This window comes from Denitromonas iodatirespirans (genome assembly GCF_018524365.1).
Taxonomy (GTDB): domain Bacteria; phylum Pseudomonadota; class Gammaproteobacteria; order Burkholderiales; family Rhodocyclaceae; genus Nitrogeniibacter; species Nitrogeniibacter iodatirespirans.
This window is the reverse complement of sequence record NZ_JAEKFT010000056.1, coordinates 1-12,107: the sequence shown is the minus strand read 5'-3', so window position 1 is coordinate 12,107 and position 12,107 is coordinate 1. Positions and strand designations below refer to the sequence as shown.

The following is a 12,107-nucleotide window of genomic DNA, read 5'->3' as shown; positions in this document are numbered from 1 at the left end:
GCGGCGATGAACCAATTCGCGATCCTCTACGAGGACCGCTTCACGGATCATCGCCTAAAATGAAAACCGCGTTTCCAACTCAGGAAGCGATTCAGAGCGCCTCACACACAGAAATTCTGACACTCCCCGAACGTTGGGCTGAGGCTTCCACCAGGCCGTGCCTCATGTCGTCGCACGTCACAGAAAAATGCATCAATTGGATATCTTCTGCATCTGGTGAGCGCTGTAGGGCTGCCGCCGCAACAAGCTGGTCTCCAAAGCGCTGAAGACGGATATCCCACTGCTCTGGCCGACCTTGCATAGACCCGCCAAGGCGGAGGTCAATTCTTTCACAAAATGGATTCAGAACTTCGATTTGGTCGACAGGCAGTGAAAGCCCACCACCGAGTGCCTTGATATAGGCCTCCTTGACAACCCATAGTGCGTAAAAAAAATTGAGGCGCTGCTCAGGTCGGAGAGACTGCAAGTGCGCAATCTCGCTCGCAGAACACACACGATGCATCACAGCCGAGTAGTCAAACGAAGGATCGATGAACTCCACGTCGACACCCACCGCCCCACTTCGGGTCACCAGACAATGAATGTATCCCCTACTGTGTGAAACATTGAACGACGGGACAAAGACACTTGGCGGATAGGCCACGAACGGCCGGCCGAAAGCATCCTGCTCGAATCGCCACTTCCGCGGGGTGGTGTGTCCATATTGAGACAACACGAGCCGCAGAAGCGCGCGGCTCATGATTGCTTCGACACGATCCTTCACCCGGCGAACACGAGAAATCCGGTTCGTTTCGCTATGGTCCAGCAAGGTCTCAGCCATCGACACACAAACCTCATCGAAGCCGGATGTGTCAATCGACCACCAATGCGCCTGATTGCGACCGAATGTCATTGGGCGCCTATCGAGGTAGCTCCCGCCAAGCAGAAACGGGGTCTCGCGCTTCACCGCTGTATCCGTCGTCATCGTGGACTACTGCGCCTCGCGCCGTCGAAAGCTCTTTACGACTCCGGCATCATCGAATATCACGATCAACTCATGGCGGGCCTTCATGTCTCTGACGGTTTCAGCAACGTCCAAGATGTCCCCGACGACTGGAATGAACGAGATGAGCGTCGGGACTTTCGTGCGTTCCTCGCCATAGACCCAGATTTCTTCACCCTTGTCGCGGATCTTTTCAGTTGGCTCCCCAACCGTGGATAGCACATCGCTTCGCGTCGAACGCCCGACGGACAGCACCGTATCGGGCTCGTTCAGCGCGGCTTGATTGTGCGTCGAAGCGCACCCCGAAATGAATGCCGCAACCACGAAGATCACGGTCCAGTGCGAAACAGTCGTTCTCACGATCAGCGCTTCCTCACCACATTCCGTATGGCCGCAAGCACAGCGGCAGGATTCTCATCCTGAATGTAGTGCCCGGAATCCCAAACGGTCCGGTACTCTGAAATGCCTAGGATCTTCAGCCAGTCCTGTCGCAACCGTTTGACTGCTTTTTCGAAATCTCCCTTCTCCTCCGACCGGAAGCGCCCACTGACAAGCAACTCGACCGGAGCTGAAACCGGTTGGCGCATATTGATCGAATCGAGGCACTTTGCCTGGTCGTCGAATTCGGCCTTGTCGGACTGGCTGAATCCGACCGCGCGAATAACACTCAGCATCGCGGCGGAACCAGGGGATTCCTTCTTCAGGGTCTCAAGATGACGCGGGTGGGTTGGATCGAGGAGCACAACTCCTGCCACATCTTGTGGATACATCTTTGCAAACACATATTGGTATAGCCCTCCGAGCGAGTGACCAACCAGAACGTAGGGCGGATTGACGCCCTTCGAGCGCAGTAGGGCCCGCTCCTCGGCAGCAATGGCACATGGATCGCGCCTCCCTTTTCGGAACTGCGCATCACCGTGGCCCGGCCGGTCATAGGCAAACACCTGATGGGTTCGTGCAATCTCCGGCAACACCTTGTGCCAACTGTCCTTACCCTCCTGAAACCCGGACTGAAAAACAACCACCGGTTTACCGCTCCCGGCGATGATGAAAGTTCCATCGGTCTGCGCGCCGGGAATGGATCTCGCCATTTTGGTATCCGGTTTGACGACTTCTGCACATCCGGTCACCGCCAAGGTGACCACAGCCAACACTGCGTAACGCACTCTGCGCTTCCCTCCAGCATGAAATCAAAAGACTCGACGCGATCACGCAACCGGCGCAATGCTGCCGCAGTCAACCTCGAAAAGCGTCGCTCGCTGGCGCATTTCACGATTCAGCATCAGCGCGCGACGGACATGGGCATGATTTCCGTGATTGATAAAGTTTCCGGTGTAGGAGATGCCTCCAAGCTGATTGGAGACTTGGTGCCACCAGTTGCTCGGCGCGAACACCACGTCACCGGGCTCCTGGATGCACTTGTACCCAGTGGTCTTGGCGTAGTCGGGGAAGGTGTCGAGGTCGGGGTTGAAAGCATCGACACGACCACCGTACATCGCGGCATCCTGATCCGGCGCGAAGAACACCCAGGCCTTGCGTCCGGTAATGGCAACATTGAAGGCGCCGGTACCCATCACACTCTGCTGCATGGGGAAACCCGAGCCAGTTGGACTGATGGAACATCTGCCTAAACGGGGCTGCATTTCGCGCGGCAGAGCCAGATGCCAACTGTCGAAATAAGACGGGATTTGCAGGTCAAGCTCCATTTCAGCCGAAATCGCCCAGTCGGTCAGATGGAGAGGCTCGTGCTGCTCTGGCGACTTGAGGTAGTCGAGATATTCACCGAGTGCCATCGTCACGGTCGTGCGCTCGAGTTCATTGCCTTTGCGGCGAAGCCTGACTGCCTCAATCTGCTGGGAACCGTACTTTTCATTGAACATCTCCAGCGACCATCCAGAATGCGAGGGCCATGTAGTCCCCAAGCCTTTGAACAACAAGGGAAGCCCCCGCTCACTGCCATAGCGTGAGAAAAATGCCTCATCGGTCAGCGGCTCCGTGACGATGTCGATGTGAGGAAAATCCATCCAATCAATCTGAGCGCTCATGATACATATATTCCATCGTCATTAATCATGGAGAATCTAAACAAAAGATGACAAAGCACGGAGTCCCTGCCCGGAGAAACCAGATTTCATTGCCATGCCGCTATCTGTGCACGTTCTGCGCCGCCGGGGAGAATGCTGTTCTGCGCGGCAGTGCGCTCAAGGCCGACATTCGGCACTTGCCGGCTGGGCTGGCGGCCCATCCTTGCGACGGCGAAAGATCCGTCCGATGCGTTGCTCAATGTTGTCGACGATTTCATAGACGACCGGCACTACGAATAGACTCAGAACGGTCGAAGTCATCAAGCCACCGATGACCACCACGCCCATCGGTGAACGAAAGCTCGGATCGCCATGTACTCCAAGTGCCATCGGCAACATCCCGGCGATCATGGCGACCGTCGTCATGACAATCGGCCGGGCGCGCTTGCGGCACGCATCGAGAATGGCCTCCGTGCGTGCCATGCCCTCGTCTCGCCGCGCAATGATTGCGTAGTCGACCAGCAGAATCGAATTCTTCGTCACCAAGCCCATCAGCATGATGACGCCGATGAGGGACGGCATCGACAGGGACATGTCGCATATCCACAGGCCGAAGAACGCGCCGACGGCAGACAATGGCAAGGCCGCGAGGATCGTGAGCGGTTGCATGAAGTCGTTGAACAGCAGCACCAGAACCGCGTAGACGCAGAGGATCCCGGTCAGCATGGCGATGGCGAAGTTGCCGAACAACTTCTGTTGCGCCTCCCAATCGCCGGCGGCAACCCGGTGCACCCCGGGCGGAAGATTGCGCACGCTGGGCAACGTCTCGACCACATCGATCGCATCGCTGAGCGGCCTGCCGTTCAGTTCCATGTCCACGGTCACGTGTCGTTCGCGATCCAGGCGATCGATTTGCGACGGGCCGCTTTCGACGCTGATATTCGCAACGGCCGCCAACGGCACCGTGCCCGAGCTGGAGCGCACACGCAGGTTCGACAGGGTCGTCAGGTCGCTGCGGAAGTCCTGGTCGAGCTGAACGCGAATCGCCAATTGTCTGGACTGAAGGTTCAGCTTGGGCAGGCTGGTGTCATAGTCGCCACTCGTCGCGATGCGCAAGGTTTGACCGATCGCCAGTGTCGACACGCCCAAGTCCGAGGTGCGCACCAGATCCGGTCGAACCACGATCTCGGGTTGGAGCAAGTTGGCCGAGGTGCCGACTGTGCCGAATCCGCTCAGGCGCCGCATATCGTTTGCCACCGAAAGCGCCGCAGCGCGCAACGCCTCGGGATTGTCCCCGGCAAGCACCAGCGAGTATTTCTCGCCGGTCTCGCCCGATCCGATAGCAAAACGGATGCCCGGAATGTGTTGCAAGGTTTCGCGAATATCGGCTTCAACCTCGCGCTGGGAGCGATCCCGATCGCCTCGAAGCGTCAGTACGAGTTGGGCTGAGGTGGTGTCGCCCGATGAACCGGTGGCATCTCCGCCAATCGACTTGCCGCTGCCGATCGATGTAAACACGCTCTCTACATCGGGATGTCGGGCAATGCGGGTTCTGGCCGCTTCGGCTGCCATGACCGTCTTTTCGATCGTCGCGCCGGGTGGCGTCGTCATCGTTACCGTGACCTTGCCAGAATCGCCGGCGGGAATGAAATCCACTGACAGATCGGCCACCACGACAATCGAGAATATGAAGACCAGTGCCGCAAGAAAGGATGTCTTCACGGGTCGGGCCAGCCCCCATCGCACGGTGGCCAAGTAGCGCTCCATCCACTTGCCTGGCTGTTCGATTTCCTGTGCCGGCATCTCTTTGAGAAGGTAGGCGGACATCATGGGTGTGATCATTCGCGCCACCACGAGCGACGCGAGCACCGCGATGGAAGCCGTCCAGCCAAACTGTTGGAACACGCGCCCCGATACCCCACCCATGAAAGCCGTGGGCAAGAAGACGGCGACCAGCGTCAGGGTCGTCGCAACCACGGCGAGACCGATCTCGTCGGCCGCCTCAAGCGCGGCTTGAAATGGTGGCTTGCCCTTGCGTTGATGACGCACGATGTTCTCTACTTCAACGATCGCGTCGTCCACGAGCAGCCCGATAACCAGCGTCATTGCCAACAGGGTGACGATGTTGAGCGTGAAGCCGAGCAGGTCCATGAAAAGGAAGGTCGGCAGCACAGACAGCGGCAAGGCAAACGCTGAAACGAGTGTGGCCCGGCGATCGCGCAGGAAGAGCCAAACCACGATCAGGGTCAGCACGCCCCCTTCGTACAAGGCACTCATGGCGGCGTCATATTCGTCGACGGTGGACTGGAGCTCGTTGTCGATCTCGATGATCTCGACAGCCGGATGCGCCTCACCGAGCGCCGTCAGCGCTGCTCTTACGTCCTCGGCGACCGTCACCTCGCTCGCATACTTCGAGCGGTACACCTGAAAACTGACCACCGGAACGCCGTCTTTGAGCGCGACATGGTTCCGTTCGGCACCACCATCATGGATCGTTGCAACCTCGCCAAGGCGAATGGTCCGGCCATCAGCCAGGGGGATAGAGAGTGACGCGAGTGCCGAGGCCGAGTTCACAGCACTTGTCGAACGCAACGACTGCTCAGCCCCACCGACTCGGCCACGACCGCCTGAGATCTCATATTGCGCCGCAAACACCTGCTCAGAGATATCCGCGGGCGTCACGCCAAGGGACTGCAGGCGCGTGGGGTCAAGCTCGACCAGCACCTCCCGTTCAACCCCCCCTTGCCGGATGATCGATCCGACGCCCGCCACGTTCATGAGGCGCTTGCTCACCGCATCGTCCACGAACCACGACAGGTCCAGCTCATCCATCGACGCGGACTCGACCATGAAGGTCAGAATTGGCGCCCCCGAGATCGATATCTTGGCAATTCTCGGATCTTCGACAGATGCGGGCAGCGAACTTCTGACGCCGGTCACCGCATTGCGGACCTCGTCGACCGCCTCCTGCATATTTTTTTCGAGTCGGAAGGACACGACGGTCTGAGAGACACCTTCAGTCACTGTCGAAACGACATGCTCGACGCCCGTGATATTCGATATCGCCCCCTCGACCTTGCGGGTCACTTCGGTCTCGAGCTGCGATGCGGTAGCCCCCGGCAACGCCACCACCACGCCCACAGCCGGCAATTCGATATCCGGGAACTCCTGAATTTCGAGCCGGTTGAAACTCAGCAAGCCCATCAACGACAGGATGAAGAACAGGAGGATGGCGGGAATCGGTCGCCGAATCGACCAACTGGAGACGTTCATTTGTTACTCCGGTTCGCCGCGGAGAGGCTGACTTTGATCTCTTCGGCATCACCAACCACGGTCACCGTCTCACCGTCATTGAGGAAGGCCGCACCACTTTCCACGATCCGCTCTTCACCTGTCAGTCCAGAGCGAACTTCAACGCGCCCGTCGTTCCGGCTGCCGATCGCGAGCTTGCGCTGCGCGACCCGTCCATCATCCTGATGAACCATCACGTAGTTGAATCCATCGCGCGTCACGAGCGCAGATTCGGGAATGGTCAATGCTTGACGTTCCGCCGCAGAGAATGCGCCCGTCACCAGAACACCCGGCTTGAGCACGTCGCTTCCCTCGACATCGACGTACACAATGGACTTTCGCGAAGCGTTATCCACCGTCGGCGCGATCTGCCGCACGCGCCCCTCGACTTGCCGTCCTAGAGGATCGATCAGCCATACCAACTGACCGATCTTGACAGCAGCCTGTTGCTCGGCCCAGAGTTCGGCGCGCCACTCGATACGACCTTGTCGAATCAAGCGGAACAGCTCAGGGGTGTGGTCGGTCAGCGAGCCCACCGTCGCATTGCGTTCCGAAATCACGCCGTCGTCGGGCGCAACGATCTTCGTTTTCCTCAAACGCAGGTTCAGTGCGGCAATCTGTGATTTCACGATCGCGACTTTTGCCTCCGCCGTTTTTTCGCCAGTCTCGTATTCGAGCAGATCCTGTGCACTGATCGCACGGGAAGCGTCCAGGCGCCGCGCGCGTTCGGCCGACAACTTGGCGTGGCCCAGGTTGGCCTCCGCCTCGGCAAGCGAAGCCCGCTGCATTTGCAGCTCGACTTGCGTGCTCTCTTGGGTGAGCCGCGCCAGCAACTGCCCCTTCTTGACCGTATCGCCAACTGCCACCAGGACTTCCACCAGGCGCTCCCCACTGATCTCGGCGCCGATGGACGCGGCCTGCCAGGGTTCGATGCTGCCTGTGGCCACGATGCGGTCCGACCACTTCTCCCGTTGCGGCGCGACGAGCGACACCGACAGCGCCGACTGAGGCGCTTTGGCTACAGCCGCATTGGTGTTTTCGACGGTTCCAGACTCCGCGTCCTCACAGCCACTCAGAAGCACAGGAATTACCATCACGGCACTCACACCGAGGAGTGCGCGAAATTTGTTTAGATGTTTCATTGATTCCTCATGGAGACTGTTGCGTCGGAGATCGTGCTCGACTCCGATCGGACGTCTTGGGTATCCGCATGCCAACCACCGCCAACGGACTTGTAAAGCGCGATCCATGATTGGATCAGTTCGAGTTGGGTGCCGACTTCTTCCTGGAGGCTGATGAGCAGCACCCGTCGCGCCTCCTCTAAGGCAAGCAGGCTGGCTGCGCCCTCCCGGTATTGCGCTTCGGTTGCCGAGAAGAAGCGCGAGTAACCTTCTACCGCGCGTTTGACGTCATCGGTGCGTCGCAAGCTGGTATCGACCCCAACCAGGGCATTCTCCACTTCGAGCACGGCACTCCTGACACTCGCCTTGTAGTCGGCGATGGCCTCGTCATATTGGCCGCGAGCATATTCAACCGCAGCCTTGCCCGACCCACCATCGAAGAGCGGCAGCGTGATCTGCGGGCCAAACGACCACGGGCGATTGACCGTCTGTCTCGCAATCTTCTGCCCCCGCACCTGGTTGACACCGATGGAGCCGATCAGACTCAAGGACGGCAGGCGCGCGGCCTGGGCGACGCCGATGCCGGCACTGGCGGCGGCGGCCGTCCGTTCGGCGGCTGCCACGTCCGGGCGTTGCTTGATCGCCTCGGCCGGGATCGTTTCGATGCTCATGGTCTCACTGGTCGGCACCACGCCTCGACCAGCGTCGAATTTCGATGCCAACACCTCGTAGGGCAGCCCGCTCAGCTGAACCAACTGATTGATCAATCGCTTGCACCTGCCCTGCTGCGCCTTGAGAGTGCTTTCCGCCTCGGCCACCGATGCGTCGGCACGATCCGCGTCCGAAGCGGACGAAAACCCCGCATCGGTTTTCAGGCGTGTCAGGCGGAGTGTTTCGATCCGCGACTCGAGGTCTTCTGCGGCAATCTTCTCGACGGCCTCACAGTACCGGCGCTCGGCATAGGTAGTGGCCACCTCGGCCGCGAGCGAGACGCGTGCATCGTGCCAGCCCGCTTCACTGGCGACGATCAAGGCCTCGTTCGCCTCCACCGCCCGCCGAGTGCCGCCGAACAGATCGAGCTCCCAGCTGGCATCGAGAACGCCGCTTTGCGTGGACGTGATCGGGATACGGTTGTCCCGGCGGTCCGAGCGCAAGCCTCCATCGCGCGTCTTTTTGTACGTCACGTCGAACTTCGGCAACCAGTCGGACTGAGCGGTCGCATGGTCGGCACGTGCCTGACGAATCCGCGACAGCGCTTTTTCCAGGGTCGGGCTGCTCGCCTGCGCGGCATCGATCAGCTCATTCAGGACCGGATCGTTCAGCCGTGCCCACCATTGCGAGAGATCTTCGGCCTTGCGTCCCTTAACCGGCACATTGGCACTCCACGTCTCAGGCACACTTATCGCGCCAAGCGCCGGTGCCTCGTAATCCGGCCCGACCGTCATGCACGCACTCATGGACAACGCAACAAAGGCCATCACCGACGCCCTGATCCTTCGGTTCATTCGATCACTCATACGCTTTCCTGGATTGACGCCTGTTCTGTTTGTTTCGAGATCAAAACCTTGGAGATCAGTTGTCCCAGGCGGGGGCCTCTCGGTGGGCGCACAATGCTTTCATGATCACCTTGCACAGATATGACATTTATATTGTCGCCAGCAAGGATATCCCATCCCAAGGTCGGACTATTCCGCTGCGATGCACTTGCCGCAAACAAATGAACACCTCGGTAGCTTTCCAGCGCTTCCGGTTCATAGACCTCTATGGCCTCGACGAAGGCGTACTGCATTGCGTTCAACCGCTGATAGAACTGACGCTCCTCCTCATCGTCGTCGTCGGTACCCGCGAGTTTGGCCACGATGCCCTCAACGGTATCGAGCTTCGCCAGTGACTTGACTCGCCACTTCGACAGGCCCAGATCGTGTTGCAGCATCACCAGCAGGAAGGCGCGCTCCCGCTGTGCCAGCTCGCGCGCAGTCTCGTCGTCGGGCAACCACATCTGCATTTCATCGACGATCGCATTGGAGCGGAACAGCGTATCGATCAGCCCCACGAACGCCACTTCTTGGCCCGAAGCGCGCAGCTGCCGCGCCATCTCGTAGGCGACCATCCCGCCAGCCGACCAGCCGATGATCCTGTATGGGCCTGATCGCTGGACTTGCCGCATGGTCGCGATGTAGCGCCCTGCCATTGCCGGCACGTCGCGCAGCGGCACCTCGCCAGGCTGCAGCCCGGTCGCGGTCAGGCCATACACCGGAACCGACGCATCGATCCATTCGGACAGCGTCACCGCATAGTCGACATTGCCGCCCAGGGCATGCACGAAGAACAAGGGCGGCTCCGACCCTTCCGCACGGATCTTGACCAGGCACCCATCGACATCCCCGCTTCTTTGTTCAAGCGCAATCCTGTCGGCCATTTCCTGCAATGTCGGCGCAATATGCAACTCGTACAGGGGCACCGAGACATCGAATACCTTCTGCACGCGTGAAACCAGTTGCACCGCCAGCAGGGAGTGCCCGCCCAGTTCGAAGAAGTTGTCCTGACGCCCTACCCGCGTCACATGCAACAAGTCGGACCAGATGCTCGCCAGATGCGTCTCGATCTCTCCATCCGGCGCGACATACTCGCGCTGAACATAGGCAAGCGAGTCCGGCATTGGCAGCGCCTTGCGGTCGAGCTTGCCATTTAGGGTCAATGGCAGCCGGTCCATTCGGACGTAGGCGCCGGGCACCATGAAATGTGGCAGCATCTGCTGCGCGTGAGTGCGCAAGACCTCCGACGTCAGTGTCTCCGGACCGGTCACATACGCCACCAGACGCTTGTCGCCACCGTAATCGAGAGCAAGCACAGCGGCCTCCTCGACCTGCTCGTGCTGAATCAGTTTCGCCTCGACCTCGCCCAGTTCGATGCGGAAGCCACGAATCTTGACCTGAAAGTCGTTTCGGCCCAGGTATTCGACATTCCCATCCGCCGACCATCGGCCGAGATCACCTGTCCGGTACATCCTGGCGCCCGCGACGAAGGGATCTGCCAGGAAACGCTCGGCCGTCATCTCCGGCTGGTTCAGATAGCCTCGGGCAACGCCGTCTCCGGAGACGAAGATCTCGCCCGGCACACCTTTCGGCACCGGCTGCAAGCGTGCATTCAGGATGTAGACGCGCATGTTCGCAATCGGCCGGCCAATCGGCACCGCACCATGCCAGGGAGCGTCGAGTTTGAAGGTCGTCGCACACACCGTGGTTTCTGTTGGACCGTACGCGTTGATCATCTCAACCTCCTCGGACCACACCCGAGCATCGTCCGGTGAAACGGCTTCGCCCGCGACGATCAGGGTTGACGGGGCGAATGGCAGTGCCGTCTCACGACACGGTTTGAGCGCAGACGGGGGCAAGGTGACATGCGTGATCGAGTGATACTGCATCAACTCAAGTAGGGGCTCGCCCGGCATGAGCTTCTCTGCCGGTGCCACACACAGGCAGGCGCCCGCAGCCAATGTCACGCCTATCTCGGAAGCGCTGGCGTCGAAACTTGGAGAAGCGAATTGCAGCACCCGGCTCGACGACTTGATGCCAAAAGCCGCCTTCTGTGCAAACGCCAGGTTGGTAAAACCCTGATGCTCGACCATGACCCCCTTCGGGCGTCCCGTGGATCCCGAGGTGTAGATCACATAGGCTAAATGCTTGACCGTTAAACCCTCGACCCGGGGATTCCGGTCGGAGCAATCCGCCCAGCCGCCCTTACTCGAACACAGATCGATCACAGGTACGGATTGGCTGTATCGCGCCACGCCGATACTCAGCGAGGCCTCGACAGCAGCCCCCACCCCCGCATGTGTCAACACCACAACCGGCCGGCTGTCTTCCAGCATGTAGGCCACCCGGTCGCTTGGGTAGGTGGGGTCGAGCGGCACATAGGCACCACCGGCTTTGAGGATCGCCAGCAGACCAATGACGAGGTCCGGACCGCGATGCACGCAGATCGCCACCCGCGAATCCGGTGTGACGCCCAGTTGAATCAGATGGTGCGCCAGACGATTCGCGCGAACATTCACCTCCTGATACGTCAACGTCTCATTTCCATGGGCGAGCGCCGGTGCCTGGCCGGCCCTCATGGCCTGCGCCTCGAACAGCTCATGCACGCATTTGGTGCTCAGATAGTCGTTGCGGGTGGCGTTCAAACCCTCGATGACCTGCTTGCGCACGCCCTCAGGCAGCACTTCGATAGTGCACAGCTCGCTTGATCGTTCACCCTCCAGCGACTCAACCAGACCACGAACCGCCTCGACCATCATCTGGCCCACAAGGTCTACATCCACGCCAACCGAAGCGTGCGTGGTGAGCAGATAGGCTTCACCGAAATCATCCACCGAAATGGCCAGCGGATAGTTGGTTCGCTCCAAGCTGGAGACTGCTTCGAAGCTGTCCTCGTACGCCTCGTCAGCGCCGTCCGAAGACGGCTGCCCCGCACTGGGCAAGCCGCTGTGACGATAGTTGAACAAGGAGGTAAACAACGGCGCCTGGGCATCGACCCCGCTGCAGCGCTGGGCCAGTGCCAGTGGCGCATGCTCGTGATGGAGCAGACGGGCCAGTGTTTCGTGCGTCTGGCGAAGCGCCGCTTCGACCCCGCGCTCGTCGATGCGCAGGCGCACCGGCAAGGTGTTGATGAACATCCCGAGCACGCGGTCCG

The 12,107-nt window shown here is 59.9% G+C and carries 8 protein-coding genes; all 8 read right to left on the bottom strand.

All coding sequences use genetic code 11. The annotated features are described in order from the left end of the window. Positions 1-91: 91 nt before the first annotated feature. The 8 genes from I8J34_RS23495 to I8J34_RS23460 all read right to left on the bottom strand — a co-directional run bounded on the left by I8J34_RS23495 (position 92) and on the right by I8J34_RS23460 (position 12,090). A complete protein-coding gene (locus I8J34_RS23495) occupies positions 92-946 on the bottom strand; it encodes a 4'-phosphopantetheinyl transferase family protein (protein ID WP_214364074.1) in 855 nt (284 codons plus the stop codon). Between the two features lie 24 nt (positions 947-970). Continuing rightward, positions 971-1,342: a hypothetical protein gene (locus I8J34_RS23490; RefSeq protein WP_214364073.1), complete on the bottom strand. Its 372-nt coding sequence runs from the start codon at positions 1,340-1,342 to the stop codon at positions 971-973. Positions 1,343-1,344: 2 nt separating this feature from the next. Beyond that, the gene (locus tag I8J34_RS23485) at positions 1,345-2,148 is read right to left on the bottom strand and encodes an alpha/beta fold hydrolase (protein WP_214364072.1); all 804 of its coding nucleotides are present in this window, start codon (positions 2,146-2,148) and stop codon (positions 1,345-1,347) included. A 42-nt stretch (positions 2,149-2,190) separates the two neighbouring features. After that, the gene (locus tag I8J34_RS23480; RefSeq protein WP_214364071.1) at positions 2,191-3,027 is read right to left on the bottom strand and encodes a cupin-like domain-containing protein; all 837 of its coding nucleotides are present in this window, start codon (positions 3,025-3,027) and stop codon (positions 2,191-2,193) included. Between the two features lie 156 nt (positions 3,028-3,183). Further along, positions 3,184-6,279, bottom strand: a complete 3,096-nt coding sequence (locus I8J34_RS23475) for an efflux RND transporter permease subunit (protein ID WP_214364070.1) — start codon at positions 6,277-6,279, stop codon at positions 3,184-3,186. Further along, positions 6,276-7,439 carry an efflux RND transporter periplasmic adaptor subunit gene (locus I8J34_RS23470; protein ID WP_214364069.1) on the bottom strand — a complete coding sequence of 388 codons (1,164 nt, stop codon included), beginning with the start codon at positions 7,437-7,439 and terminating at the stop codon, positions 6,276-6,278. Before I8J34_RS23470 ends, I8J34_RS23475 begins: the two co-directional genes overlap by 4 nt. Continuing rightward, a complete protein-coding gene (locus I8J34_RS23465) occupies positions 7,436-8,923 on the bottom strand; it encodes an efflux transporter outer membrane subunit (RefSeq protein ID WP_214364068.1) in 1,488 nt (495 codons plus the stop codon). Before I8J34_RS23465 ends, I8J34_RS23470 begins: the two co-directional genes overlap by 4 nt. 8 nt (positions 8,924-8,931) lie before the next feature. Then, positions 8,932-12,090, bottom strand: a complete 3,159-nt coding sequence (locus I8J34_RS23460) for a non-ribosomal peptide synthetase (protein WP_214364067.1) — start codon at positions 12,088-12,090, stop codon at positions 8,932-8,934. Positions 12,091-12,107 lie beyond the last annotated feature (17 nt).

Coding starts and splice junctions, on each gene's coding strand:
- I8J34_RS23480 (WP_214364071.1), bottom strand. CDS start 3,027: ATGAGCGCTCAGATTGATTGGATGGATTTTCCTCACATCGACATCGTC.
- I8J34_RS23475 (WP_214364070.1), bottom strand. CDS start 6,279: ATGAACGTCTCCAGTTGGTCGATTCGGCGACCGATTCCCGCCATCCTC.
- I8J34_RS23470 (WP_214364069.1), bottom strand. CDS start 7,439: ATGAAACATCTAAACAAATTTCGCGCACTCCTCGGTGTGAGTGCCGTG.
- I8J34_RS23465 (WP_214364068.1), bottom strand. CDS start 8,923: ATGAACCGAAGGATCAGGGCGTCGGTGATGGCCTTTGTTGCGTTGTCC.
- I8J34_RS23460 (WP_214364067.1), bottom strand. CDS start 12,090: ATGTTCATCAACACCTTGCCGGTGCGCCTGCGCATCGACGAGCGCGGG.